This is a genomic window from Deinococcus aetherius (genome assembly GCF_025997855.1).
Lineage (GTDB): Bacteria > Deinococcota > Deinococci > Deinococcales > Deinococcaceae > Deinococcus > Deinococcus aetherius.
This window is the reverse complement of sequence record NZ_AP026560.1, coordinates 827,501-853,275: the sequence shown is the minus strand read 5'-3', so window position 1 is coordinate 853,275 and position 25,775 is coordinate 827,501. Positions and strand designations below refer to the sequence as shown.

Genomic DNA, 25,775 nt, shown 5'->3' with positions numbered 1-25,775 from the left:
GCCGGGCCTATCCTGACGTGACGCACAATTTCTCCCCAGAACCGACGACCCCGAAGGAGGCCCACCCGTGGACAAGACGCTGCTGGAGCACCCGCTCGTGCCCCCCACCGACCCCCTCAGGGCGACCGCGCCCGTCAGCGAGGCCGAGGCCGCCCGGCTGCTCGCCCTCGACCCGCCCGCCTACTGGCTGGAGATCGCCCGCGAGCTGGCCTGGGATACGCCGCCGACCGTGGCGCTGGAGGGCGAACTGGGCAGCTTCCGCTATTACCCGGGCGCGACCGGGAACGTCAGCGTGAACTGCCTGGACCGTCACCCGCCGGAGCGCACCGCCCTGCTGTACGAGCGGGAGGACGGCCTGCGCGAGGAGTGGACCTACGGCGAGTTGATGGACGGGGCCGCCCGCTTCGCCGCCGCCTTGCAGGACCTGGGGGTGGAGCGGGGCGACCGGGTGGCGATCTGCCTGGGAAACGTGCCCGAGGCCTTCGTCGCCATCCACGCCTGCTACCGCATCGGGGCGATCTACTCGGTGATCTTCGCGGGCTTCAGCGCCTCGGCGGTGCGGGACCGGCTGGAGGACGCGCGCCCGAAGGTCGTCGTCTGCACCGACGCGACCCTGCGCCGGGGAAAGGTGGTGCCCCTCAAGGCGACGCTGGACGAGGCGATGGCGGGGCTGGACATCCAGAACGTCATCGTCGCCCGGCGGGTGGACCGGGAGTTCGCGCTGCGGGAAGGCGAGCACGACTTCCACACGCTGCTTGAGCGGACCACCCGCCGCGCCGCCCCCGTGTCGCTGGAGGCCAACGAGCCCAGCTTCATCATCTACACCTCGGGAACGACCTCGAAGCCCAAGGGGCTGGTCCACGCGGGGCTCGGCTTCCTGGCGGGGGCCTACGCGAACGTGAAGTGGGCGCTGAACCTGCGCCCGGACGACGTGTACTGGTGCACGGCGGACGTGGGGTGGCTGGCCTTCCCGATCTTCGCGCTCGTCGGCGGGCTGGCGCACGGGGCGACGCACGTCATTTACGAGGGCAGCATCGACACCCCCACTCCGGCGCGGCCCTACGAGATCATCGAGCGGTACGGGGTGACGAAGGTCTTCACCGCACCGACCGCCCTGCGGATGCTGCGCCGGGCGGGAGACGCCGCGCTGGGCGGGCACGACCTGGGCACCCTGGGGCTCGTCTCGCTGGTGGGCGAGCCCCTCGACCCCGAGACGTGGCACTGGACGCGCGACTCGCTCGGGGCGGGGCGGGTCTTCGTGAACAACACCTACGGGCAGACCGAGACGGGCACCGCCTGGTCGAGCAGCATGGTGGGCCTCACGCCGACCCGCCCGGGCAGTTGCGGGCATCCCCTGCCCGGCTACCGTGCCTGGGTGGTGCGGGAGGACGGGACGGGGGCCGCACCCGGCGAACTCGGGGCGCTGACCCTCACTGCGCCCTTCCCCTGCCTGGCGCGGACAGTGTGGGGCGACCACGACCGTTACGTGCGGACGTACCTGGCGGACTTCCCCGGCAGCTACGCCGCCTCCGACGCCGCCCTCCTCGATGCGGACGGGCAACTATGGGTCACGGGCCGCCTCGACGACGTGATGAACGTGGCCGGGCACCGCCTCGGCACGATGGAGCTGGAGGCCGCCCTCCTCACCCACCCCGCCGTCAGCGAGGCCGCCGTCGTGGCCCGCCCGGACGACGTGCGGGGCGCGGTGCCGGTCGCCTTCGTCGTGCCGCGCGCGGGGGTCCAGCCGGGCGCCGACCTGGAGGAGGAACTTGCCGACGCCATCGTGCGCGGCGTCGGGCCCTTCGCCCGCCCCGCCCGCGTGATCGTCGTGCCCACCGTGCCCCGCACCCGCAGCGGCAAGATCATGCGCCGGTTGCTGCGCGACCTCCTGGTGACCGGCGAGGCGGGAGGCGACCTCACCAGCCTGGAGAACCCCGACGCGCTGGAGGTCGTGCGGGCGAGGCTGGCCGGGAGCTGAGGCAACCGGGGCAACCGGGAACGAGGGCAGAGTGCCAATCGGGCCTCTGCCCTCGTTCCCTGGTCCCTTGCCTTACTGAAAGCTGCCCAGGTCCAGCCCGACGCTGTACGCGCAGTTCGTGTCCGCCTCGGTGCGCAGCAGGAGTTCGATCTTGTCGCTCGCGCCGATGCCGACCTTGAGGGGCTCGAAGTAGTAGACGAGGGTGCCCGTCCAGGTGCCCGCGTCCTGCTTGAAGTCGTTGACGTAACTCGTCCGCACGGGGGCGACGAGTTTGCCGTCCGGAGCGCGCAGGCGCACGAGGTAGGCGCTTCGGGCCTTCTCGCTGGGAAGGCCGCGCACCTGCACGTCCACGCGCAGCTGGCCCTCGGGCATCCGCTTCCCGGCCAGCTCGGCCCCCAAGGCGCCCTCGGCGCTCAGGTTGCGGAAGTTGTCGCGCGCCTCGACCGCCTGGAAGTAGAGCTGGTCGGCCTGCCCGCTCACCGTGACGGAGGCGGGATGGCTCCCCCCCCTGTAGTCGGTGGGCGCGGCGAGCCAGCTCGTCAGGCACGCGTCGCCACCGTCGAAGACCTTGACGGCCCCCTCCCCGGCGGCGAACTTGCCGTCCTTGACGGTCAGGTCGAGGGTCTGGTAGGTGGGGACGGGGTCGCGGCGGCCGTACGCGCCGTCGATGACGTTCTTGGCTGTGTTTTCCTCCAGCTTCGGCACCCAGGCGAGGGCCGGGGCGGAGAGCAGCACGGTGAGGGCGAGGAGAGTGGGTTTGCGCATAGGTACCTCTTAACGGTTGGGGGTGACGGGAGGCTGACTAGTCCTTGAAGTACACCACCCGGCAGGCGGCCCCCGCCGAGCGGAACTGGGCGGCGGCGGCGCTGCCGAGCACGGCGTCGGTGTAGACCTTGGAGTTGGGCGCGATGCGGGGGGCCTGCACCCGGGCGGCTTTCACGCGGGTGACGTTCTTGAAACCGGCGATCTCACCCTCGGACGTGATGTAGGTCTGGAGGCTGCCCTCCTGCACGAGCTGGGAACTCACACCCTTCACGAGCGCCGCGTCGGGCCAGAGCTGGGTGCCCGCCTCGTCGTACACGAAGCTCGTCATATCGCGCTGGAAGGAGCCCAGGCCACGCACATCGACCACGACCGTGCAGTTCAGGGGCCGGTTCTCGTTCCCCGCCGCTGCACCGCCCCCGCCGCCACCCGCGCGGGCGACCTCGCCGCCGCCCGTTCCGCCACCGCCGGGCGCGCCGGAACCCTGGCCGGTTCCGCCGGGGCGGCCGGTGGCAGGGGCGCCGCCGTCCGAAGGAGCGGTCCCGGCACCCGCCCCGCCGCCGTCGCCCCCGCGCCCGGAGCTTTCCCCCGGCTCGGGGGAGGTGCCCGCCCCGCTCCCCGCCCCGCCCGAGGACTCGCGGGGGGCTGCCGGGGCCCCCGGCGTCGCGCCCCCGCTTCCGGCCGTGCCGCGCGAGGGGGCGTCGGGCTGGGCCCCGGGGCGGTCCTCACCGGGGGTCGTGCCCGGGCGGGCGGCGGGACTCGCCGTGCCCTCCCCCGTTCCGGCGGGCGTGCCGGGGGTGGGGGCGGGGCGGGCGACCTCCGCCTCGGGGGCCGTGGCTCCACCTGTGCCCAGGGCGCCGCGTGTCGGCTCGGGGGAGGGAGTGGGGTCGGCGGGGGCAGGCGGGGCCGCGCGAACCGGGGCCGCCGCCTCGGCGGGGGGGGCGGAGGCCGCCGCACCTCCGCGCGAGGTTTCGGGCGCGTCGGGAGCAGTTGGGGTGGGTGCGCTTGCGGGAGTCCCGGCCCGGCCCTCCACGGCCTCGGCGGTACCGGGGGGGAGCGTGCCGCGTGGGGCGGGCGCCGTGTCCGGCACATTCCCCTGGGGGGCGCTCTCCGGCCGGGCAGGAAGGCGGGCGACGGCCTCGCCGGTGTCGGCCACCGTGCCCCTCGACACGCTGGGCGCCTCGACGCTGCTTTCAGGAACCGGGGTCGGCGGACGGGGAGTGGGGCGGGCCGTGGCTGTCTCCCCCGCCCCATCCACGGCGGCGCTTGCCGCACCCCGGGCCGGGGCGGGCGCCTCCTCGGCGGTCGCGCTCCCACGGGCCGGGGCCGCCGTCTCCTCGGTGCTCGCGGGCGCGGCGTCCTCGCGGCGGGGCAGGGAGGTCACGGGCTCGGGGTCAGGTGCGGGGGCAGCGGGAGCGGCGGCCACGGGTTCGGCGGGCGTGTCATTCGCCGTCGCCTCCAGTTCCGGGTCGAGGCTCCCCTCCCCGGCCGAGGTCGTGGTTTCGGGCGCGAGTTCCTCGGGGGCCGGGGTGGGCGCGGGCTCGGACACGGGGGCAGGTGACGCCTCGCTCGGGGTGGGCGCGGTGTCCGGCGTCGGCGCGGCGGGCGCACTCTCGGGCCGGGTCGGCTCGGGGGTGCTGGCCGGGGTGGGCGCCTGCGCCTGCGCGCTGGACGGGGCGGGCTGCGCGGCAGGTTGGGGCGCGGCCCGGGCCGCCGGGCGAGCGGGGGCCTGCGGGGTCGGCTGCGCCGCAGGCTGGACCGGGCGGATGGGCGGGGTGGGGGTCGGCGGCGTCCGGGGTTGCGGCGTCTGCGGCCGAGTCTGGGGCGTCGGCGGGCGCGGCGGTTGGGTGCGCGGTTGCGGCGTGTTCTGCTCGCGCCTCGGCGGCGTGATGGGCGAGGAGGCAACGGCGGTCGGGGTCGGTTTGGCCTCGGGCGGCGGAGCCAGGGTCACGACCTCCAGCGGCGTCCGGCTCGGGTCGGGAGCGCGAGTGGGAGTCCGCAGGTCGGGCCGGGCGGCGATCAACCCGAGGAGCAGCGCCGCGTGCAGGGCGACCGTGACCCCCACGGCGCGCACACGGTCCCCGCGCTCGGGGTTGCGGGGAAGGCTGGGCAGCGTCGTCACGCCCGGCTCACCGTCCGCCCCCGGTGGGCGCGCGGGTTCCCAGGGCCAACCGCTCGCCGCCCGCCCGCTTCACCACGTCCATCACCTGCACGACGGTCCCGTAGTTGCCCCGCTCGTCGCCGCGCAGGCCCACCACGCCTCCCGACGCGGCGAGCAGGGGCCTCAGTTGCCCGCCGAGCTTCGTCAGCGTCGTCTCCCTGCCGTTCAGGTAGACCTTCCCGGCCCGGTCCACACTCACGATGGGCAGGGCGGGCGTCTCCTGCACGGTGGTGCTCGCCCGGGGCAGGTCGAGCGGCAGGGCGTTTTGCCGGGCTCCCAGGCTGCTCGTCAGGAAGAAGAAGATCAGCAGCAGCAACACGATGTCCACCATCGGGGCGAAGTCGAAGGTGACGCCCTCCCCGCTCTCGCGCAGCCGCCGCCTCACCGCGTCACCGGGGGCGGGGTCGCGCCGTCGAAGCTCAGGGCCACCTCGGGCACCGGGCGGGCAATGACGGTGGCGGGCGCCATGCGCGGGGCCAGCCAGGAGGGCAGTTCCTCCCGCACCCGCTCGGCCTGCACGGCCACCCGGTCGGCGCGGGCGCGCAGGGCGTTGCGGGCCACGTACGCGATGATCGCCACGATCAGCCCCGCCGCCGTGTTCACCAGCGCCTCGCTGATGCCGGTGGCGAGTTGCGTCGGCGTGGGCGAACTCGTCGAGCTGAACACCAGGAACGAGCGCACCATGCCGATCACCGTGCCCAGCAGCCCGAGCAGCGGGGCAATCTGGGCGGCGGTCCCCAGCGCGCTCAGCCCCGCGTACAGCCGCGCGTCCTCGGCGAGGAGGGCGGCGTTCATGGCAGCCTGGGGAGCCCCCGCGCCCCGGTCGGCCCGGCTCAGCCCGGCGCGCAGCACGTTCGCGGCGGGACTGGGATCGGCGGCGCGGTCCACCTCGGCCAGGGCGGCGGCAGGCCCACTCTCGGCGGTCACCGCCCGCGCCCGCTCGATCAGGGCGGAGGGGTCGCGCCCCAGCCGGCTCAACACCTGCGCCCGCACGGCGGCGGTGTAAACGACGTACACGGACAGGGCGAGGATCACCCACAGGATCGGCCCGGCGGCGCGAATCAGGTCAAGGACATTCATGCTCCTCACCGTTAGCACGCGGCACGGTGGCAAGCGTGAAAGAAGCTGACGCGCGCCTCATCGGAAGCCGTCCGGGTTGGGGAGACCCTCCTTCGACCCCGGAAGGCGGAGCCAATTTTCTCCGTCCTGCACACGGCCGGGAGACGCTCCAGCCCCTGTTAATCCTCACCAAACCACTCGACTTTAGACCTCCTCCCGAGTACAATGGCCGGGTAAGTAGGAATCATTCTCAAGAAGCAGCGAGCCAAGGAGTTCCCATGACCGACCAGCCCCACCAGATTGAGATCCGCAACCTGCACGCCTCCGTGGGCGACCAGCCCATCCTCAAGGGGATCAACCTCGTGGTCCCGCGCGGCGAGCTGCACGCCATCATGGGGCCGAACGGCAACGGCAAGAGCACCCTCGCCAAGGTGATCGTCGGCGACCCCGAGTACACCGTGACCGGGGGTGAGGTGCTGGTGGACGGCCAGAACATCCTGGAGATGGAGCCCGACGAGCGCGCCCGCCTCGGCGTCTTCCTGGCCTTCCAGTACCCGGTCGAGATTCCCGGCGTCACCATCGCTAACTTCCTGCGCCTCGCCATGCAGGCCCGCAAGGCGGAAGGTGAAGAGGTGTCGTTTACCGAGTTCTACGGCAAGCTCCAGAACGCCTTGAAGGTGCTGGAGTGGGACGAGAGCATCGTCGAGCGGTATCTGAACGAGGGCTTTTCCGGCGGCGAGAAGAAGCGCAACGAGATTCTCCAGATGCTGATGCTGGAGCCGAGCTACATCATCATGGACGAGACCGACTCCGGCCTCGACGTGGACGCCCTGCGGATCGTGGCGCGCGGCGTGAACTCCCTGCGCGGCCCGAATCTCGGCGGCCTGATCATCACGCACTACCAGCGCCTGCTGAACTACATCGTGCCCGACAAGGTTCACATCATCGTGGACGGGCGCGTGGTGCAGACAGGCGGCCCTGAACTCGCCCAGAAACTCGACTCCGAGGGCTATGACTGGGTGAAGGGGCTGGCGGTCGCGGGGGCATGAGGCGGATGCGGCGTCTTTCGCTTTTGGGCGTGGCTGTTGCAGGAGCACTTTCTGCCTGTGACTTCAACCTTGTTCCTTACCCCAAAGTGGACGTGCCCTACACTGTCGCTCCCAACCGCATAACGTGCACCGCCTCCACCTTCCAGGGCCAAAGCTGTCTCCTGATCAAACGCGGCGAAGAGACCCTGTGGAGAGAATTAGAGCCTCCTTTCATTGGGGGCTTTACCCACGAGATTGGGTTTCGCTACCGCCTGCTGGTCTCTGAGCAGTTCGTCCCACCCGTGACGACGTACACGCTCAAGCAGGTTCTCGAAAAGACGCCCGACGCCACCACCGCCCTCCCCGGTCAGCCCTGAAGAAGTCAGTACGGCCCGAGTGTGATGCTTGACGAGCGAGGATGTTATGGACACGACGGAATACCTACTGTCCAACCCAAATAACCGTGAACACCTTCTGGCCTCCATTGCCCAGACTCGGGAAGGGAAGAACCTTATCCACAAGACGGTGGCTGAGCTGGAGGCAATGAGTAGCCAAGTCCCCCCATCATCCTCGCCTACAGGCAGCACGAGCAAGGAGCAACCCGAATGACCATCAACCCCGAAGTAGGCAACATCAACAACGGCTACGAGTACGGCTGGAGCAACCCCGAGCGGTACGCTATCAAGGCGCCCAAGGGCCTGAGCCGCGAGGTCGTCGAGATGATCTCGAAGGCCAAGGAAGAGCCCCAGTGGATGCTCGACTTCCGCCTCAAGGCGCTCGACATCTTCCTGAGCAAGCCCATGCCCCAGTGGGGCGCGGACCTCTCGGGCCTCGACCTCGACGAGATCTACTACTACATCAAGCCCGAAGGCTTCAACGCCCGCTCGTGGGACGACGTGCCCGACGACGTGAAGAAGACCTTTGAGCGCCTGGGCATCCCCGAGGCCGAGCGCGCGGCGCTGGCGGGCGTCGGCGCCCAGTACGAGAGCGAGATGGTGTACCACAACCTCAAGGAGGAGTGGGAGAAGCTCGGCGTCGTCTTCCTGAGCATCGAGGACGGCCTGAAGCAGTACCCCGACCTCTTCCGCGAGCACTTCGCCACCATCGTGCCGCCCGAGGACAACAAGTTCGCGGCGATCAACTCCGCCGTGTGGTCGGGCGGGTCCTTCGTGTACATCCCGAAGGGCGTCAAGGTGGACATTCCCCTCCAGACGTACTTCCGCATCAACGCGGAGAGCAGCGGCCAGTTCGAGCGCACCCTGATCATCGTGGACGAGGGCGCGCAGGCCCACTACATCGAGGGCTGCACCGCCCCCGCCTACAACTCCGACTCCTTCCACTCGGGCGTCATCGAGATCGTGGTGAAGGAGGGCGCGCGCTTCCGCTACTCCACCATCCAGAACTGGAGCCACAACGTCTACAACCTCGTGACTCAGCGCGCCGCCGTGTACGGCAACGGCGTGATGGAGTGGGTGGACGGCAACCTGGGCTCCAAGGTCACGATGAAGTACCCCGCCTGCTACCTCCTTGAAGAGGGCGCACGCGGCGAGGTCCTGAGCATCGCCATGGCCGGGCGCGGCCAGCACCAGGACGCCGGGGCGAAGATCGTCCACTTCGCGCCGCACACCAGCGGCTCCATCGTCTCCAAGTCAATCTCCAAGGACTCGGGCCGCAGCAGCTACCGTGGCCTCGTCAAGATTTACGAGGGCGCGCGCGGTGCCAAGACGAACGTCGAGTGCGACGCCCTGCTGCTGGACGAGGAGGCCCGCACCGACACCTACCCCTACATCGAGATCGAGGAGAAGACCGCCTCCGTGGGCCACGAGGCGACCGTCTCCAAGATCAATGACGAACAGATTCTGTACCTCCAGTCGCGTGGCCTGAGCGAGGACGAGGCGGCGGGATTGATCGTGCGCGGCTTTATCGAGCCCATCGCCAAGGAACTCCCGCTGGAGTACGCGGTGGAACTCAACCGCCTGATCGAGCTGGAGATGGAAGGCTCGGTCGGGTAAGCGGTTGAAAGTGCCCTCCGACTGTTCAAGTGTGCAAGGTGGAGCAACCATAGGTAAGGTCGGCTCCTCGGGAATCATCATCCGCGACGAGCAATCGGGCGAGGATATGAAACTGACACTTGAGCTGAAGGATGGGCACTTTTATTTGGTAACAGGTGGTTTCTACGCTCCAGTAACACACGCGCTGCCAGAAACACATCTGCCAGAAGTGAACGCACGCTTTGAGGCTATGAAGGCACAGCTTACGGAGTGGTTCTCAGACACTCCAGCAATTACCTCCTTGCCTGAGAGACCAATCGTCTCCACCGCCAACGCCCCCCACTACACCTGGGCCTCCATCTGCGACGGCTGGCGCTTGGCGTCCGCTCCCACCCTCAGCGTCATTCAGGAGCGGATGCCGCCCGGCACGGCGGAGGAGCGGCACCGGCACTCACGGGTGCGGCAGTTCTTCTTCGTGCTCGGCGGCGTCCTGACGCTGGAAGTGGAGGGCACGGCGCACCGGCTCGGGCCGCGGCAGGGGCTGGAAGTCGCGCCGGGGCAGGTGCATCAGGCCCGCAACGAGGGCGAGGGCGACGCCGAGTTTCTGGTGATCTCGGACGGCGTTTCAAGGGAAGACCGGCAGGAGACCACGTGAAACTCAACCACATCAATCTCGGCGTGACCGACGTGCCGCAAGCGGTGGACCTCTTCCAACGCTATTTCGGGCTGGTGCCTGCGGGGGGCGGCATGCCCATCAACGAACAGATGGCCTTTCTGCGCGACGACGTGGGGGCGCTGCTCTCGATGTTCCGGGTGAAAGACCCACAGTATCCCAAGGTCTTTCACATCGGGTTCTTGCAGGACACGCCCGAGCAGGTGCGCGCCATCCACCGGCAGCTCACCGAGGGCGGCTTCGAGATTCCTGCACCCAGCGAAAACCACGGGCGGCTGACCTTTTACTTCAACGCACCTATCGGTGTCGTCATCGAGGTCGAGTCCTTTTTAGGCTGACCCTCTTTCCTTTTCGGAGGCCCCATGACCCAACCCTTCACCCAAGACCTCATCACCCAGGTGGGCGGCCCCGAGTGGTTGCGCAACAAGCGGCGTGAATCACTCGACCTCTTCAACGCGCTCGACGTTCCCACCGAGGGGGTCGAGGCGTGGAAGTACACCCGCGTGGAGGTGGACTTCGGCGAGTTGCGCCCCCACCCCAAGCGCGAGCGCGCGACCGACACGGCGCAGCTTCCGGCGAGCGTGCGCCAGCGCCTGAGCCGCACCGACGTGGGCGCCTTCCTCGTGCTCGACGGTCCAGACGTGGTGTACGCGACCGAGCTGCCCGCCGAGCTGACCCAGAAGGGCGTGATCTTCACCGACCTGAAGACGGCGGTGGAGCAGCACGCGGACAAGGTGCAGCAGTACCTTTACTCGGTGGTTCCGGCGGAGGTGCCCGACGACACCACCATCGCCGCACCCGGCACCACGCCGAGCAAGTCGCCCGACCCCTCGGAGGGCAAGTTCTCCGCGCTGGCGGCGGCCCTGTGGACGAACGGCGCCTTCGTGTACGTGCCGCGCGGGGTGGAGGTCGAGTTGCCCCTGGGTTCCTTCCGCGTGATGAGCGAGGCGGGCACCTACACGGCCACCCGCACCCTCGTCGTCGCCGAGGAGAACGCGCAGGTCACCTTCATCGACGAGCAGGACTCCGAGGAACTGCCCGGCACCTACGCCATCGGCGCGGTCGAGCTGGTCGTGAAGGACGGCGCCCGCGTCCGCTACGTCTCCATCCAGAACTGGGGCAAGGGTGTGACGCACATCCAGCGCCAGCGCGGCGACGTTCACCGGGACGCGACCCTGAACAGCCTCGTCGTCACGATGGGGGGCACCCTCAGCCGGACCGAGATGCAGTCCTACCTGCGCGGGCAGGGCTCGGACTCGGAGATGCTGGCCCTGTACTTCGCGAACGAGGACCAGCACTTCGACCACTACACGCTCCAGCACCACGCCGCGCCGCACGCGCACAGCGACCTGCTGTACAAGGGCGTGGGCGACGACCGGAGCGTGGGCGTGTTCAGCGGCATGATCAAGGTGGACCTGGGGGCGCAGAAGACGGACGCCTACCAGAAGCACCGCACGCTGATGCTGAGCAGCGAGGCGCGCAACTACTCGGTGCCGCAGCTTGAGATCAACGCCAACGACGTGCGCTGCTCGCACGGCTCGACCACCGGCCCCGTCGATCAGGAGCAGCTCTTCTACCTTCGCTCACGCGGCATCCGTCAGGAACTCGCCGAGAAGATGCTCGTCACCGCCTTCCTGGAGGACGTGCTGACGCGCGTGCCGCTGAAGAGCGTGGTGGAGTACATCGAGGGGATTATTGCGGAGAAGGTGGGGGCGGCGTAAGAGAAGGGGCAGCTTTTAGCCGTCAGCGGTCAGTCCTGGGGAGGGGCTGGCCGCTGCTCTTTGAATAGCTCCGGCCAGGTCCTCGAAGCTAACGCGTCTGAGCCCCAGCGCCTCAAGAGTGACAAGAGAAATGGACTTTTGAGTGGGAAAGCGTGCATTGAGCAAAGACGTTGGACAGACCAGAAAGAACCACTGATCCAAACGCAAAGGGTTAACCGCGAATAGGGGTTGACAGGGTGGGGGGAGAAATGGCAAAGGGACGGTGCTCATGTGCCGTCCCGACCTCAGTCTACTCCCCATTCCCGACGCCCTGCGACGCCTGACGGTCTGGCTGACCCCCCAGATGCCATCCAAGCTGGTCCACCCCCACGAGAAGATCAGTGACGCCGAATTGGTGGCGGTGGCCCTATTGCAGCGGATTCACAAAGCACCCTACTTCAGGGGCTGGTGGAGGATGCTCAAACTCAACCACTGTCCCCATTACCCTTCGGAGGTCCAGGCCCGTACCCGGCTGGAACGCTTGACCCCTGTGATCGAGGGCGCGAGTGTCGAAGTCCAGGCACTGGACTTCGTGGCCGTGGACTCCGAACCCCTCCCAGTCTGCACCTTCAAGCGCGCTCCCCGTTGCAAGTTCAAGGGGGCACGACACGGCTTCAGTACCTCCGGCCCGGTGTATGGGTTCAAGCTGCATGCCTGGACGACCCTGAATGGCAAAATCGCCCAGTACGTGCTCCGGCCCGCCAACGAGCATGACTTCACCGTCGGGTGCGTGATGAACCGCGACTGGCCCACCTTCGGTGGGCCGAAGCAGATTGGGGACAAAGGCTATCAGTCCGGCACGTACCTGACGCCACCCAAAAGCAATGCCAAGCGTCCTGACCCTCGTTGGAAAGACGAATATGCGGCTGCCCGCAAGATCATCGAGTCGGCGTTCTCGGTGCTGGTGGGTTCCGGCTTGCGGTGGGGGCAGGTCAAGACGATGGCGAGCTTGCGGCTCAAGGTCGCCCTCCTCGTCCTCGCCCACAACCTCAAGTTCTTTGACCTCCCCGCCTAATCACACTTGGCGCTCCGAGTCAATCCCTATTCGCGGTGGTTAGTACCTGCCCTTTCCTGTGTCTTGAACACGCAGAAAACGTATACATCGGCTGACCGTGACGCTTGCAATGCATTGACATTCGTCTCGGCGTCCCAGCCCCTTTTCAGGCCAATGTCAAAGCGGATGGGGCTCAGGCGTTTCTGCTGCCAGGATTGCAAGTAGGCGGCGGACTTGACTTCTATCTTCAATCCGGCGTCGGTTCTCAGGTCGTAGGCATCCCACTCGACGCGCGGCCTCTGGGTGCAGCCTAGGGCTCGGGCCACGATATACTCCGCGAGCACACCACGCAGGGCATTGGACAGAAAATCAGAATAGGCCCACTGCCAGAATTCGTTCGCGTTGATCTCTTCCACAGAAGTTTAACCCGCTGCGTTGTCCATCCTGAGCCACTTCCACCACGTCAGGTGGTACTCCCCCTGTTCGACCTCGTACTCGGCGCCGCAGTGGTTACAACGGCAGCGATAAGTCATGTTCCAGTCGGGCGGGCTGTTGGACAGTACGGTTACGTCGCCCGCTTCTTGCTCCTCGACGGGGTCGTAGGTGAGGAACTGGGGGTAGAGCCAGCAGCGGCAGAGACTGTCGCGCTGGGCCCGCAGGGTGGAGATCGCCTGACGTAGGCGCTCGTTGTTGGAAAAGAGGGCACCCCCCAGGTCCAGGTCCGCCGTCGCCCGCTCGATCTCGGGCAGGTGCTCGGCGAGTCTCGCCAGGGTTGGCTGGTCCCGAAGGACATTGATCGCGCAGGCCCCCGACCAGACGCAGTGTGTGTCACGGGAGAGCAGATCCGCAAGTAAGCCATTCACGGTCTCAGACATAACGCTTCACTCCACCGGCTCCCCCTCCCACCCCGGCACCAGCCCAATCCTCTCCCGCGCCTCCTCCACGTCCGTCTCCTCCGGGCGGCACAGGTCCGGCTCGCGGCCCCCGGCATAGGCGCCAATCACCAGCAGGTCGGCGCTGCTGCCGTCGTTCCTGTGCCCGGTCCCGGCGGGCAGCACCAGCACGTCCCCCTCCTCCACCTGAACCTGCGGGCCGCCCTCGCCGCCGAGGGTGACGCGGGCCTGACCCCGCACGATCACCAGCACCTCATGGGCGGTGGAGTGGTAGTGGTGGAACCCGTAGATGCCATTTCGCCAGGCGTTCGTCCAGCCGCGTTCGGAGAGATGCTGTTCGATCTGCGCGGGCGTGTGGCCTTTCAGGGCGGCGCGGTAGAGCCGGGCGGGCAGGGCGTTATTGGGCACGGGGCCGCCGAGGGGGAGGGTGAGCAGTTCGGGTTCCATGCCCCAGGGTAAAGCTGCCCGTTCGACTCCCCGTCCCCGCGCACGTCTGCCCGGTCTCACATGATTTTCGTGGCCCCTCCCGCCTCCCAGGCCGTGATCGTCAGATCGTTCACTCCCATCTTCTGCACCGCCTGCACCGCTTCCCCCACTCCGGGGAGGGCCAGGTGCGCCTGCATCGCGTCCATGCTCTCCCACTGCTCGGTGATCAGGAACTGTCCGGGCGTGTCGAGGTTCTCGGAGACGAGGTAGAGCAGGCAACCCTCCTCGGTGCGGGTCTGCGCGGCGAGGTCACGCAGCATCTGCCGGGCGGTGTCGAGGTGCTGGGCGGGAAAGGTGAGCGTGCCGTGGGACAGGATCATGGGAAAACCTCCGGCGGGGTGTGGTCTGCCCCCACAGTAGCCCGGCGCGGATGTCTGTACCCGGGCGTGCCGCCCTCTCAAGGCCCGTCCGAGCCCGGCTCCTGTGAAAAAGGCTCCCAGCCCACCACACACGGTAGTCACGGCCACCAAGGATCGTGACGCCTCTTCGATGTTCCTTCGTCAAAAGGTGGTTCCATACCCTCCATGGATCAGGCATCGAGGCCAGTGAAAGACGGAGAGAGCCTGCCTGCCCCCTCGCCGGGCCAATCACCCACTCCCGCCGACCAGAAACGCCGCTCCTTCCCCTGGGGGTGGCTGCTCGTGCCGCTCCTGCTGGGCGGGGTCGGGTACGTCGGCTACCGGCTGGGGCAGGACGACGCGGGGGGCGCGGCGAGTGCGGGTGGGGGCTTTGGCGGCGCGGGCGGCGGAAGTTCCCGGCAGGGACAGGGAGTCTCGGGTCAGGGTTCAGGAACCCAGGGCAGCCGTCAGGGCGCCGGGGCGAATGGGCAGGCAGGCGCCGGGCAAGCGGCCGGAGCCCCAGGGAGCGCGGCCGCTGGAGCCTCCGGCGCGGCCTCGGGCACCGGGAGCAGGCGGGGGACGGGGCAGGGACAGGCGGCGGGCGGCACGCGTGGCGGAACCGGCGTCGTCACCCCCGTCCAGGCCGCAGCGGTCAAGGAGGGCACCCTCCGCACCGAGCGGCGGCTGACGGGCACGGTCGCCTCTTCGCAGGAGGTCACAGTGTCCGCGCGCACGTCGGGCACGGTGACGAACATCGCCGTGGACGTGGGCGGGCAGGTGAACGCCGGGCAGACGGTCATCTCCTTGAACAACAGTGACCTCAATACCAGCGTCGACAGCGCCCGCAACGCGCTGGAGACGGCCCAGGTCCAGCTCCGCACCCAGACGAACAGCGTGCAGAGCGGGCGGGCGCAGCTTCAGCAGCAGGTGAACGCCGCACAAACGGCCCTGAACAACGCGCAGCAGAACCTTGCCGCCCTCCAACGGCTCGCGGCCATCGGGGCGGCGTCGCGGGTCGAGGTGAGCAACCAGCTCGCGCAGGTGGAGGCCGCCCGCACCACCCTCACGACCGCGCAGGCCAACCTCGCCGAGAACACCCGCGCCCAGACGGAGGGGCTGGCGGAGGCCCGCCTCGCCGTGCAGCGGGCGCAGATTACGCTCAACCAGGCGCAGCAGGCGGCGGCCGCCGTGCACGTCACCGCCCCCTTCGCGGGGCAGGTCACCGCCCTGAACGTCAGCGAGGGGCAGTACCTCCCGGCGAACAGCGAGGCGTTTACGCTCGTGAGCGGCCAGCGGCAGGTGGCGGTGAACGTGCCCGCCACCGAGGCCTCGTCGCTGCCCGTCGGCGCGGCGCTGACCTTCGTGGTGGGACAGCAGAAATACCCGCTCAAGGTGTCGCAGAACGCGGGCGCCCCCGTGGGCGGCAGCGTGCCGCTCGTCGCGCGCTTCGTGGGGACGACCCTGCCCGCCCTGGGCACGGTCGGCTCGGTGGTCTACAACGCGAAGGTGGCGACGGGCGTCCTCGTGCCCAGCACCGCGCTTCAGGTGGACGGGGACCAGACCTACGTCTTCACGGTCGAGAACGGCAAGGCGCAGCAGCAGGAGGTCACGGTGCTCGGGCAGGCGGGCACCCAGTCCGCCGTGGGCGGGATCGAGGCGGGGGCCCAGGTCATCAGCCAGCCACCGACCGGCCTGCTCGACGGCGCGAGCGTGACGACCGCGAGCGCGGGCACGTGGCAGCAGGGCGCGAGCGGCCCCGGCGCGGGCGGCCCGCCCCCCGGAGGTGCGCCGTGATACGCAACGTGGGCCGGAAGGTGTTCGACCGCGTGAACCCCGTCGTGGGCTTCTCGGTCGCGCGGTACGTCTTCGCCATCGGCATCTTCGTCGGGATCGTGGTGTTCGGCTTCGTGGCGATGCGCTCGCTGGGCGTGGACCTGCTGCCGAGCGTGAACATCCCGGTCGTCAACGTCAGCACCTCCTACCCCGGCGCGAGCCCGACCTCGGTGGACGAGGAGGTCACGCAGGTGATCGAGAGCGCGGTCGCGCAGGTGCCGGGCGTCACCTCGATCAGCTCGACCAGCAGCACGGGCAGCAGCCGCGTCACCCTCCAGCTTGAGGACGGCACCGACCAGAACGCCACCGCCAATCAGGTCGCCTCGCTGGTCTCGGGCGCGACCCGCCAGCTTCCCGACGACGCGGGAAGCCCCAGCGTCCGCACCTTCAACCCGAACGCGCAGGCCATCCTGGAGTTCGGCGTGTCGGGCGGCACCGCAAGTCAGGCCGACGTGTACGACTACGTGGAGGACCAGCTCGTCCCCAGCCTCCAGCGGGTCGAGGGCGTGGCGGACGTGGAACTCAGCGGCGGGTCGCAGCGCAACATCGAGGTGCTGCTCGACCCCAACAAGCTCGCTGCCTACGGCCTGAACCCACAGAGCGTGTCCTCGGCGATCAGCGGCAGCAACGTCCGCTCGTCCATCGGCACGGTGACGCGCGAGGGCAACAGCCTCAACTACACGACAAACGCGCGGCTGACCAGCCTGGAGGACATCTCCAACGTGATTCTCGACGCCGAGAGGGGCGTGCGCGTCGGGGACGTGGCGAGCGTGCGGGACGCCACCACCACCACCGGGGTCACGCGCGTGAACGGGTTGCCCGTCGTCCTCGTCAGCATCCAGCAGACCTCCGGCAGCAACGCCGTCGCCGTCGTGGACGGGGTGCGGGCGCTCATCGCGCAGACCCGGTTGCCGACCGGGTACACGGTCACCTTCAGCAACGACACGACCGGCCCGATCCGTTCGAGCATCGAGTCCACCACTCACGAGTTGTGGGTGACGGGGCTCGTCGTCGCGGTCGTCGCCCTGCTGTTCCTGGGGCGGCTGAACACCGCCTTCACGGTCATCGCGGCCATCCCGATCTCGCTCGCCGCCGCGCCCATCCTCTACAAGCTGATGGGCTTCACCTTCAACCAAGTCTCGCTCCTCGCCCTGATCGTCGCCATCGGCATCGTGGTCGACGACTCCATCGTGGTCGCGGAGAACGTCGAGCGTTACCGGGCGATGGGCTTCGACCGCTTCCAGTCGGTGCTGCGCGGGGCGTCGGAGGTCTTCAGCGCGGTCGCCGCCGCCTCGCTGTCGCTGCTCGCCGTCCTGATCCCGGTGAGCTTCATGGGAGGCATCATCGGCGAGTACGTCAGGCAGTTCGCGCTCGGGCTCGCGGCGGCGGTGCTCCTCTCGTGGCTGGAGGCGCTGCTCTTCCTCACCGTCCGCATGGCGTACACGCCGGACGCCGAGCCGCTGGGTTGGCGGGACGTGCCGAGCGCCTTTACCCGGCTGCCCCAGGCCGTGCGCTGGGGCCTCGCCTCGGTGCGGGCGTGGTGGTTCTGGGTGCTCCCGGCTGGCCTCGCCTTCCTGATCTGGACGCGGGCGGAAAGCAGGCTGCTCCTGCTGGGCCTGCTGCTCCTGCCCGTGGCGCTGATCGCCGTCCGCTACCTCTGGGGCATTCTCCTCGCCGTGCTGGAGGCGCTGACGACCACCCTGCACGGGATCACCGACCGGGGGCTCTCGGTCGTGCGCGAGGCGTACGCGCGCAGTCTGGACGGCGCCCTGAGAAACAGCGTGGGCGTGCTCCTGATCGCCGCCGCCTTCCTCGTCGCCACCGTGCTCCTCGTCGTGCCGCGCATGAATTTCACGTTCACGCCGTCCACCGACTCGGGCACCCTGCGCGCCGGGCTGCGGCTGCCCAGCGGCCTCTCGCTGAACACCCGCAACGAACTCGTGAGCCGCCTGGAAGGCTACTTCCTCTCCAGGCCCGAGGTGCAGACCGTGCAGGCGTCGGTAACCCAGGGCGGCACCAACCTCAACATCACCCTCAAGCCGAAAGAGGAGCGCGAGGACAGCGCGGCGCTGACCTCCACCTACCAGCAGGCGCTGCGGGGTATGTTCAGCGACTACCCCGACGTGCGGGCGAACATCTTCAGCGGGGGCGGCTTCCGGGGACAGGGCAACAGCCAGAGCCTGACCCTGGTGGCGAGCAACTACGACCTGCTCAAACGCCGGGCGGCGACCGCCGTGAACGTCCTGGAGCAGAACGGGGGCGTGCTGAGTGCGAGCAGCAGCCTCGACAACACGACGCTGGAAAACCAGTTCGTGCCCAACCCCAGCCTCCTCGCGGGCACGGGCCTGACGGCCAGCACAGTCGCCCAGGCACTCGGCACCTATGGGAACGGGAGCAGCGGCGGCAACGTCGAGATCGGAGGGGTGACGTACCCGGTCACCGTGGGGCTCGATCCCACCTACCTCCAGGACGACCAGTCGCTGCTCTCCCTGCCGATCTACAGCTCTTCATTACAGAGCACCGTCACCGTCGGCCAGCTCGGCGGGATCGTGCAGGCGAGTGCGCCGACGAGCGTGCAGCGGACGAACCGCCTCTACAGCCTCGACCTCTCGGTCGAACCCAACCCGGAGAGCGGGCTGACGGCCACGCAGCTTGAGGACCAGCTCACGTCGGCGCTGACCCAGGCGGGCGTGATCGACAACCTCGTGTCGGTGGGGACGGCGGACCGTAACAGCGCCTTCGCGCTTGGGAACCGGATCGGCGCTCTCGGCCTCCAGGCTTTCGCCATCTCGATGCTGCTGGTGTACCTCGTGATGGGGGCGCAGTTCAACTCGTTCCGCTATCCGCTGTACCTGCTGCTGCCGGTGCCCTTCGCGGTCGCGGGGGCGTACTGGATGATCTTCCTCGTCGGGGGCACGCTCGACATCTTCGGGGTGCTGGGCTTCCTGCTATTGATCGGCCTGTCCGCCAAGAACGCGATCATCTACCTGGAGTTCGTGGTCGAGCAGATGCAGGAGCGGCCCCTGCGCGAGGCCCTGATCGAGGCGAGCCGACTGCGCTTCCGCCCGATCATCATGACCACGCTGACGATCCTCGTGATCAGCATTCCCCTCCTGCTGAACTCGGGCGGCGCCAGCGAGTTCGGCAAGAGCTTATCTATCGTCATCGTCGGCGGCATCACCGTCTCCGCCCTGATGACCTTCTACGTCGTGCCCGCCGCCTTCTCCCTCTTCGAGCGGGGCCGCGCGGCGAAGGCTCGACCCGCCCCGCGTGAGGCCGAGGCAGACGTTCCGGCCCCCCGACCCACCCTGCCCCAGGGAGCCAACCCCGCCCCCGGCACGTAGGGGATCAAAGGCAGAGGCGTTCACCCCATACCGAGGTGAACGCCTCCTTCGCTTGCCACGAGGAAGGCCGGGGCACCCAGACGGGGCCCCGGCCTGCGACTCCTGCTCTTACTGCTCCTGAATGGTCTGGTCGGGCCCGGAAACGTCGTCGGTGGCAGGCTCGCCCGTGGTCTCGGCCTTCGCCTCCTCGATGGTGGCGTCGCCCTCTAGGACGGCCGCAGCCGCTTCCTCGGAGAGTTCGCCGGCGGCAACCAGGCCCGCGACCTGGGCGGCCTGCTGCTCGGCGGCCAGCTCCTCCTCGCTCAGGCGGGGCGGCAGCACGCTGATCACCACAACGTCCTCGGCGGCGGCGAGCTTGACGCCCTGCGGGAGCCGAATCTGGCCGGCGGTCATGTGGTCACCGATGTTCAGGCGAGTCACGTCCACCGTGATCTCCTGCGGGATGCGCCGGGGACCGGGCGCGATCACCGCGAGGTTGTGGACCACGACATCCACCAGACCGCCCATCGTCTCGCCCCGGCTCTTGCCGGTGGTGTGAACGGGCACGCTGACCTCGATGGGCTCACCGTAGGTCACCATGAAGAAGTCGGCGTGCATGGCCTGGCGGCGCCGCTTGTCCATCTGCACGGTCTTCACGAGCGCGGGGAAGGTCTCGCCGCCCTCGATGGCGATGTCGAAGAGACCCGTGGTGCCCTGCTGACGGAAGGCGCGGTCGAAGGCCTTGCGGTCGATGGCGAAGGAGACGTTGTGGTCCTTGTTGTAGGCGACGGCGGGGATCAGGCCTTCGGCCAGCTTCTCCTGGCTCTTGCGGGGGACGGCTCTCAGTTCCATGTGGGTTTCCTCCGAATGTCTGTGGCCGCCTCTGTCTCGCCGCAGTCCTGGCAGGCGCAGGACACGGGGCGGGGGCCAAGCAACCCTGGGAGTGTAGCAAATCCCGGTCAGGGCGGGAAAGGGCCACGGGCGCACCGGCTCCTGCCGCCTCCGGGCTCATCTGCTAGAATCCTGCCTGTTGCCGACGCGGCGCGGCCTATCGAGGACGGACACGCGCCCCGGCCTAACCAAGGAGAAGGAAACGACATGATCAGCGTGACTGAACTGCGCAACGGCACGAAGGTGGAGATGGACGGCGGCCTGTGGGAGTGCCTGGAGTACTCCCACCTCAAGATGGGGCGCGGCGGCGCCAAGGTGGTCACCAAGTTCCGCAACATGGAGAGCGGCTCCATCGTGGACCGGACCTTCAACTCCGGCGAGAAGTTGCAGGACATCTACGTCGAGGGCAAGACGATGCAGTACCTCTACAAGGACGGCCAGGACTTCGTCTTCATGGACCTGGAGACGTACGACCAGGTGCATCTGCCCGGCCGCCTGGTGGGCGACGCCGCCAAGTTCATGAAGGAGAACACCGAGGTCGAGGTGCAGATGTACGGCGACAAGCCCCTCAAGATCACCCTGCCCAACCAGGTGATCCTGAAGATCGTGCAGACCGACCCCGGCGTGCGCGGCGACACCGTCTCGGGCGGCACCAAACCCGCCACGCTGGAGACGGGCGCCGTCGTGCAGGTGCCCCTCTTCGTCGAGCAGGAGACGAACGTGAAGGTCGACACCCGCACGGGCGAGTACCTCAGCCGCGCGTAAGAGAAGGAAGTTGCCGAAGTGCCGCCCGCCGGGTCAGGAGGGGCGGCACTCTCCTTTGTCTGCGAGGCGCGGGCCCTTAGACTCAGTGCATCTATCACGAGCGTTCGGGGACGGGTAACAGCCAAATGTCGGTGACGCGCGGCATGATAGGCAGCGAGTTTCCGCAAGTTCACCACCAGGAGGGGCCATGAATCCAGACGACCTCAAGAAAATCCTCGACGCCCTCAGCGCCGCCGACGTGCGCGAGTTCAGCCTCCAGACCGGCAGCTACACGCTTGACCTCAAGCGCGGCCCGGTGACGACGGGGGGCAGCGTGGGCGCCTCCGCGCCGAGTAGCCACACGACCCCCGCACCGGCGCCTGCCTTCCAGCCAGCCCCGGCGGCTCCGAGCATGCCCACCACCGCATCGGCCCCAGCGGACACCCCCGTCCCGGCCGCCCCACCTGTCCCCACGCCCGAGCCCGCCACCCCGGCGGCGACCCCGCCCGCCCGCTCCACGGGAACGCCCGTCAAGGCCCCCATCGTGGGCACCTTCTACTCGGCGAGCAGCCCGGACGCGCCCGCCTTCGTAAAGGTCGGTGACACGGTGCAGGCCGGGCAGGTGCTGTGCATCATCGAGGCGATGAAGCTGATGAACGAGATCGAGGCCGAGATCGGCGGCACCGTGCGCGAGATTCTGGTGAAAAACGCCGAGCCGGTGGAGTACGGGCAGACGCTGTTCATCATCGAGTGAGCCGCCAGCTATCAGCGGTCAGCGGTCAGCAGCAAAAGCTGAAGCGTCCGCGACAGGCTGTTAGCTGAAGGCTGAAAGCTGAGGGCTGAAAGCTGTGTTCAAGAAAATCCTGATCGCCAATCGCGGTGAGATCGCCCTGCGCGTCATCCGCACCGCGCGTGAGATGGGCGTGAAGACGGTCGTTGTCCACTCCACCGCCGACGAGAAGAGCCTGCCGGTATTGATCGCCGACGAGGCGGTGTGCGTGGGGCCGCCCGCCTCGAACGCCTCGTACCTCAACATTCCCAACATCCTCTCGGCGGCGATGATGACGGGCGCCGAGGCGATCCACCCCGGCTACGGCTTCATGGCCGAGAACCCCGACTTCGCCGAGATGTGCCGCGAGCACGGCATCGTCTTTATCGGGCCGACGCCGGAGTCGATGCGGGCCCTGGGTTCCAAGGCGGGCGGGCGCGAGATCGCGGCGCAGTCGAACGTGCCCGTCGTGCCCGGCACCGGCGTGCTGGAGGACGTGGACGCGGCGCTGCTGGCCGCCAAGCAGATCGGCTACCCGGTGCTGCTCAAGGCGTCGGCGGGGGGCGGCGGGCGCGGGCAGAAGGTTGTGCGGACCCAGGAGGAACTCCGGTCGGCCTTCGGGCAGGCGCAGGAGGAGGCGCGGCTGTACTTCGGGGACCCCGCGATTATCATGGAGAAGTTTCTGGAGGAGTTCCGCCACGTCGAGGTGCAGGTCATGGGCGACGGGCAGGGCCACATCATCCACATCGGCGAGCGCGACTGCTCGATCCAGCGCCGCAACCAGAAGCTGATCGAGGAGGCACCCTCGACGCTGCCGGAGTCGCTGCGGCAGGAGATTCTGGACGCGGGCGTGCGGCTGGCGCGACACGTCAACTACGCCGGGGCGGGCACCCTCGAATTCATCGTGGACCGCGACGGCAACTACTACTTCATGGAGATGAACACCCGCATCCAGGTCGAGCACTGCGTTTCCGAGATGATCTCGGGGCTCGACTTCGTGCGGTTGCAACTCCAGGTCGCGGCGGGCGAGGGGCTGGGGCTGCGTCAGGAGGACGTGCAACTGCGCGGCCACTCCATCGAGTGCCGCATCAACGCGGAGGACCCCGACAAGGACTTCCGCCCGGCGGCGGGCCGCGTAGAGGACATCCACTTCGCGGGCGGCCCCGGCGTGCGGGTGGATTCCCACGCCTACAGCGGCTACGTGATCCCCCCGCACTACGACTCCTTGATCGGCAAGCTGATCGTGTGGCACGAGACCCGCGAGCAGGCGATCCTCCGCATGAAGCGGGCGCTCGAAGAGACGGTCATCCAGGGGCCGAAGACCACCGTGCCGCTCTACATCAGGATCATGGACAACCCCTTTTACAAGCGGGGTGCGGTGATGACGAACTTCCTGAGGACGCGCCTGGAAGTGTAGAAAGACGCGGACAGCCAAAGGAAAGGGACGCGGCACCCACGCCACGTCCCTTTCTTTGATGAACTGGGTTCAGCCCGTGATGATGTTCTTGCCCGCGTTCTCGCGGTCCTCGATGATCTTGCCCAGGATGAAGAACGTGGGCGGCCAGAAGCCGACGAAGAGGGCGTCGCGCTCCTTCTCGCTCTCCTCCTTGGAGGTGTTCTTGGTATTGCCCGAGACGAAGTTCGCCGCCGAGGCGAGGATCGAGGCGAAGCCGAGGATGTAGAAGACGTTGGAGAGTTTCATGCGAGACCTCTTTCTACAAGAATGGGACAGATGGGGAAACCGACGAGGCCGGGCCGAGCGGTGAGGCCGGGGATGCTCTGCCCGAACTAGCCCTGACTCTGATGCGCTCCCCTCGCCCGGAAAGTAACTCCTGCCGCCTTCTGAAGGCCGTTTAAATTGGCGGTATGACGAACATGGAGGGAAGGTACAGCCTCGGTGAAAAGGTGTCCCTTGCGGCGCGTGACGCCCTGCTCTCGCGCCTTGGCGGGGAAGAGTGGCCTTTCGATCCGCTGCTCGACCTCGTGGAAGTTCCTCCGACCGCCGACCTTCTGGATGTGGGGGCAGGAGACGGGCGGTTCCTCCAGACCTTGCGGACGAGGGGACACGTCGCCCGGCTGGTGGGCCTGGACCCGCTGCCCGGCAGCCCGGAGGTCGCGCGGGGAGAGGCGAGCGACCTCCCCTTCGCGGACGGCTCCTTCGACCTCGTGACCCTGGTGCGGGTGCTGGGTCACCTCCCGGACCCCCTGACCGCGCTCGCTGAGGCCCGCCGGGTAGTCCGGCTGGGTGGGCGGGTGGTGCTGGCGGCCCACGGCGGGGATCACCTGCGGGAGACCTGGCGGCGGGTCCTGGGACGGACCCCCGGTGTGCCGGGGCCGGAGGCGGTACTCCGGGAGGCCATTACCCAGGCCGGGTGGGTGGCGTCGCGGCCCGACGCGCGGCTGCCCGTCACGCTGACGGCGGGGGACGTGGAAGTGTTGGTGACCGCTTCCGGCGCTCACGACGATGTGCCGCAGACGGCTTTTCCCGTCCGTGACACGCTCCATCTCGCGCTCTACGTGGCGCGCTTCTAGCAGGGCCCTCGGCGGGAACGGGTCTACCGGTCGAACTTCTCGTACCCGGCGGCGCTACGGCGCTGGGCGCCCCGGGCGTAATCGAGCTGCATCTCGACGGTCTCGTGCTTGCCCTCGGTGAAGGTGCTGTCGTGAATCCAGTAGTTCAGGCGGTGTTCACCGAGCTGCACCCAGAACTTGTGGGCGTCCTCGGCGTCACGCCAGAAGACGACGTGTTCGTACTCGTTGCGCTGGGCCCAGGTCTGCACGTCCGCGAGCACGCGGGCGGCCTTCGGGTGGGTCATCTCGAATTCGCTGCCGTCCTGCTCGTTGCGGAATTTGATCTGGGGCATCACACCCCCAGCGTACCCGATGCCCGCTGGACCAGGGACACGAATTCCTGAGAGGACGTCTTCTCCAGGCTCCGCGCCCGCTTGTTCGTCTCCGTCCGGGCCGTTATCCTCCCGCCGATGTCCTCTTCCCCGCCCGCCGTGAAGATCACCACCATGAACGTGAACGGGCTGCGTAGCGCCCTGCGCAAGGGCCTGAGAGACTGGCTGGCGCGCGAGCGGCCCGACGTGCTCCTCCTTCAGGAGGTGCGCGCCGACCCGATGCCGGAGGCGCTGGCCGACCTGGGCTACGCGGGCGCGTGGTTCCCCGCACGCCGCGCCGGGTACAGCGGCGTGGCCCTCCTGAGCCTCCATCCCCTTGCGGACGTGCGGGTCGGCATGAGTCACCCCGAGATGGACGACGAGGGCCGGGTGCTCAGCGCCGTCGTGGCGGGCGTGCGCTTCGCCAGCGTGTACCTGCCGAGTGGGAGCAGCGGCCCGGAGCGTCAGGGCTTCAAGGACCGGGTGCTCGCCGACTACCACGCCTGGACGGCGGCGACCCTGGCGGGAGGCCTGCCCCTCGTCATCGGCGGCGACTACAACGTCGCGCACCGCGAGATCGACCTCAGGAACTGGCGGTCGAACGTGGGAAACAGCGGCTTCCTGCCCCACGAGCGCGCGTGGATGACGGCCCACCTCGCCTCCGGCCTGACCGACACCCACCGCCTGCACCTCGGGGAGCGGGCGGAGTACACGTGGTGGAGCAACCGCGCGAACGCCTTCAACAACGATGTGGGCTGGCGCATCGACTACCTCCTCGCGGCGGGGGTGACGGTACGGGACCTGCGGGTGGACCGCTCCGTGAGGCTCAGCGACCACGCGCCGCTCACGGGCACGGTCGAGCTGCCCTGGCCGAGTTGACCGTCCCTGTCCGACCGTTCGGGAACTTTGCGGCAGGGAGCGCGGCGAGTACACTGAAGGTCTTCCGTTCCCGGCTGGGGAATGCGCGGGAGGGGGGTGAGGGGCGACTTGGGAACCAAGGAGGATGTTCGGTCACGGCTGAACATCGCGGAGGTGGTGGGCGAGTACGTGCGCCTCTCCCCCGCCGGGAAGGGCCGCCTCAAGGGCCTGTGCCCCTTCCACAAGGAAAAGAGCCCCTCCTTCCAGGTCGATACCGAGCAGGGGTACTTCTACTGCTTCGGCTGCAAGGCGGGAGGCGACGTGTTCAGCTTCGTGCAGCGCGCCGAGAACC

27 protein-coding genes (1 of these 27 cut by a window edge) are annotated in these 25,775 nt (G+C 68.6%); 16 read left to right on the top strand and 11 right to left on the bottom strand.

Annotated elements, in window-relative coordinates; all coding sequences use genetic code 11:
• The first annotated feature begins 67 nt into the window (after positions 1 to 67).
• Complete coding sequence (locus tag DAETH_RS04435; RefSeq protein ID WP_264776714.1) at positions 68 to 1,978, top strand: acetate--CoA ligase; 1,911 nt, start codon at positions 68 to 70, stop codon at positions 1,976 to 1,978.
• 72 nt (positions 1,979 to 2,050) lie between these two features.
• Here DAETH_RS04435 and DAETH_RS04430 read toward each other — a convergent pair whose 3' ends face one another.
• Genes DAETH_RS04430 through DAETH_RS04415 form a run of 4 tightly spaced genes read right to left on the bottom strand, consistent with a single transcriptional unit; the run spans position 2,051 to position 5,981 of the window.
• Complete coding sequence (locus DAETH_RS04430) at positions 2,051 to 2,743, bottom strand: hypothetical protein (protein ID WP_264776713.1); 693 nt, start codon at positions 2,741 to 2,743, stop codon at positions 2,051 to 2,053.
• Between the two features lie 37 nt (positions 2,744 to 2,780).
• Positions 2,781 to 4,862, bottom strand: coding sequence for a hypothetical protein (locus DAETH_RS04425; RefSeq protein WP_264776712.1), 2,082 nt, complete (start codon positions 4,860 to 4,862; stop codon positions 2,781 to 2,783).
• Between the two features lie 7 nt (positions 4,863 to 4,869).
• Entirely contained in the window at positions 4,870 to 5,286 is a 417-nt protein-coding gene (locus DAETH_RS04420) for an ExbD/TolR family protein (protein ID WP_264776711.1), read from the bottom strand.
• Positions 5,283 to 5,981: a MotA/TolQ/ExbB proton channel family protein gene (locus tag DAETH_RS04415; RefSeq protein ID WP_264776710.1), complete on the bottom strand. Its 699-nt coding sequence runs from the start codon at positions 5,979 to 5,981 to the stop codon at positions 5,283 to 5,285. Before DAETH_RS04415 ends, DAETH_RS04420 begins: the two co-directional genes overlap by 4 nt.
• Before the next feature lie 257 nt (positions 5,982 to 6,238).
• On the opposite strand from DAETH_RS04415, the gene sufC reads away from it, so the two are divergent.
• From sufC to DAETH_RS04380, 7 genes are all read left to right on the top strand, one after another.
• Positions 6,239 to 7,009 carry a Fe-S cluster assembly ATPase SufC gene (gene sufC, locus DAETH_RS04410; protein WP_264776709.1) on the top strand — a complete coding sequence of 257 codons (771 nt, stop codon included), beginning with the start codon at positions 6,239 to 6,241 and terminating at the stop codon, positions 7,007 to 7,009.
• A 5-nt stretch (positions 7,010 to 7,014) separates the two neighbouring features.
• Positions 7,015 to 7,365: a DUF4377 domain-containing protein gene (locus tag DAETH_RS04405; protein WP_264776708.1), complete on the top strand. Its 351-nt coding sequence runs from the start codon at positions 7,015 to 7,017 to the stop codon at positions 7,363 to 7,365.
• Positions 7,366 to 7,593: 228 nt separating this feature from the next.
• Entirely contained in the window at positions 7,594 to 9,000 is a 1,407-nt protein-coding gene (sufB, locus tag DAETH_RS04400; protein WP_264776707.1) for a Fe-S cluster assembly protein SufB, read from the top strand.
• A 280-nt stretch (positions 9,001 to 9,280) separates the two neighbouring features.
• Complete coding sequence (locus tag DAETH_RS04395) at positions 9,281 to 9,634, top strand: cupin domain-containing protein (protein ID WP_264776706.1); 354 nt, start codon at positions 9,281 to 9,283, stop codon at positions 9,632 to 9,634.
• On the top strand, positions 9,631 to 9,990 hold the full coding sequence (locus DAETH_RS04390) for a VOC family protein (protein WP_264776705.1): 360 nt from the start codon (positions 9,631 to 9,633) through the stop codon (positions 9,988 to 9,990). The genes DAETH_RS04395 and DAETH_RS04390 overlap by 4 nt, the downstream gene beginning before the upstream one ends.
• A gap of 24 nt (positions 9,991 to 10,014) precedes the next feature.
• Positions 10,015 to 11,373: a Fe-S cluster assembly protein SufD gene (gene sufD / locus DAETH_RS04385; protein ID WP_264776704.1), complete on the top strand. Its 1,359-nt coding sequence runs from the start codon at positions 10,015 to 10,017 to the stop codon at positions 11,371 to 11,373.
• Between the two features lie 268 nt (positions 11,374 to 11,641).
• Positions 11,642 to 12,427, top strand: coding sequence for an IS982 family transposase (locus DAETH_RS04380; protein WP_264774389.1), 786 nt, complete (start codon positions 11,642 to 11,644; stop codon positions 12,425 to 12,427).
• 26 nt (positions 12,428 to 12,453) lie between these two features.
• On the opposite strand, the gene DAETH_RS04375 is transcribed toward DAETH_RS04380, so the two are convergent.
• The 4 genes from DAETH_RS04375 to DAETH_RS04360 are packed head-to-tail and all read right to left on the bottom strand — an operon-like array spanning position 12,454 to position 14,105.
• Positions 12,454 to 12,822, bottom strand: coding sequence for a hypothetical protein (locus DAETH_RS04375; protein ID WP_264776703.1), 369 nt, complete (start codon positions 12,820 to 12,822; stop codon positions 12,454 to 12,456).
• Between the two features lie 6 nt (positions 12,823 to 12,828).
• Positions 12,829 to 13,281, bottom strand: coding sequence for a hypothetical protein (locus DAETH_RS04370; RefSeq protein WP_264776702.1), 453 nt, complete (start codon positions 13,279 to 13,281; stop codon positions 12,829 to 12,831).
• Positions 13,282 to 13,287: 6 nt separating this feature from the next.
• Positions 13,288 to 13,746, bottom strand: coding sequence for a cupin domain-containing protein (locus DAETH_RS04365; RefSeq protein ID WP_264776701.1), 459 nt, complete (start codon positions 13,744 to 13,746; stop codon positions 13,288 to 13,290).
• Between the two features lie 56 nt (positions 13,747 to 13,802).
• A complete protein-coding gene (locus DAETH_RS04360) occupies positions 13,803 to 14,105 on the bottom strand; it encodes a putative quinol monooxygenase (RefSeq protein WP_264776700.1) in 303 nt (100 codons plus the stop codon).
• 225 nt (positions 14,106 to 14,330) lie between these two features.
• Between DAETH_RS04360 and DAETH_RS04355 the strand changes: the two genes are divergently transcribed.
• Entirely contained in the window at positions 14,331 to 15,917 is a 1,587-nt protein-coding gene (locus DAETH_RS04355) for an efflux RND transporter periplasmic adaptor subunit (protein WP_264776699.1), read from the top strand.
• Entirely contained in the window at positions 15,914 to 19,300 is a 3,387-nt protein-coding gene (locus DAETH_RS04350) for an efflux RND transporter permease subunit (protein WP_264776698.1), read from the top strand. The genes DAETH_RS04355 and DAETH_RS04350 overlap by 4 nt, the downstream gene beginning before the upstream one ends.
• Positions 19,301 to 19,408: 108 nt before the next feature.
• Here the strand turns inward: DAETH_RS04350 and DAETH_RS04345 are convergent, their stop codons facing one another.
• Positions 19,409 to 20,131: a 50S ribosomal protein L25/general stress protein Ctc gene (locus tag DAETH_RS04345; protein ID WP_264776697.1), complete on the bottom strand. Its 723-nt coding sequence runs from the start codon at positions 20,129 to 20,131 to the stop codon at positions 19,409 to 19,411.
• 246 nt (positions 20,132 to 20,377) lie between these two features.
• On the opposite strand from DAETH_RS04345, the gene efp reads away from it, so the two are divergent.
• The 3 genes from efp to accC all read left to right on the top strand — a co-directional run bounded on the left by efp (position 20,378) and on the right by accC (position 23,100).
• Positions 20,378 to 20,935: an elongation factor P gene (gene efp, locus DAETH_RS04340; RefSeq protein ID WP_264776696.1), complete on the top strand. Its 558-nt coding sequence runs from the start codon at positions 20,378 to 20,380 to the stop codon at positions 20,933 to 20,935.
• A 187-nt stretch (positions 20,936 to 21,122) separates the two neighbouring features.
• Complete coding sequence (accB, locus tag DAETH_RS04335) at positions 21,123 to 21,668, top strand: acetyl-CoA carboxylase biotin carboxyl carrier protein (protein WP_264776695.1); 546 nt, start codon at positions 21,123 to 21,125, stop codon at positions 21,666 to 21,668.
• 94 nt (positions 21,669 to 21,762) lie between these two features.
• Complete coding sequence (accC, locus tag DAETH_RS04330) at positions 21,763 to 23,100, top strand: acetyl-CoA carboxylase biotin carboxylase subunit (protein WP_264776694.1); 1,338 nt, start codon at positions 21,763 to 21,765, stop codon at positions 23,098 to 23,100.
• Positions 23,101 to 23,169: 69 nt separating this feature from the next.
• On the opposite strand, the gene DAETH_RS04325 is transcribed toward accC, so the two are convergent.
• Positions 23,170 to 23,385, bottom strand: coding sequence for a hypothetical protein (locus DAETH_RS04325; RefSeq protein WP_264776693.1), 216 nt, complete (start codon positions 23,383 to 23,385; stop codon positions 23,170 to 23,172).
• 164 nt (positions 23,386 to 23,549) lie between these two features.
• On the opposite strand from DAETH_RS04325, the gene DAETH_RS04320 reads away from it, so the two are divergent.
• On the top strand, positions 23,550 to 24,215 hold the full coding sequence (locus DAETH_RS04320; protein WP_264776692.1) for a class I SAM-dependent methyltransferase: 666 nt from the start codon (positions 23,550 to 23,552) through the stop codon (positions 24,213 to 24,215).
• Positions 24,216 to 24,238: 23 nt separating this feature from the next.
• On the opposite strand, the gene DAETH_RS04315 is transcribed toward DAETH_RS04320, so the two are convergent.
• On the bottom strand, positions 24,239 to 24,547 hold the full coding sequence (locus DAETH_RS04315; RefSeq protein ID WP_264776691.1) for a hypothetical protein: 309 nt from the start codon (positions 24,545 to 24,547) through the stop codon (positions 24,239 to 24,241).
• 117 nt (positions 24,548 to 24,664) lie between these two features.
• On the opposite strand from DAETH_RS04315, the gene DAETH_RS04310 reads away from it, so the two are divergent.
• Together DAETH_RS04310 and dnaG are read left to right on the top strand one after the other, a co-directional pair.
• Positions 24,665 to 25,444 carry an exodeoxyribonuclease III gene (locus DAETH_RS04310; RefSeq protein ID WP_264776690.1) on the top strand — a complete coding sequence of 260 codons (780 nt, stop codon included), beginning with the start codon at positions 24,665 to 24,667 and terminating at the stop codon, positions 25,442 to 25,444.
• A gap of 108 nt (positions 25,445 to 25,552) precedes the next feature.
• On the top strand, positions 25,553 to 25,775 hold the 5' portion of the coding sequence (gene dnaG, locus DAETH_RS04305) for a DNA primase (protein WP_264776689.1). It continues 1,541 nt past the right edge of the window; 223 of the gene's 1,764 nt are visible here — the first part of the coding sequence; it begins with the start codon at positions 25,553 to 25,555; its stop codon lies off the right edge, out of view.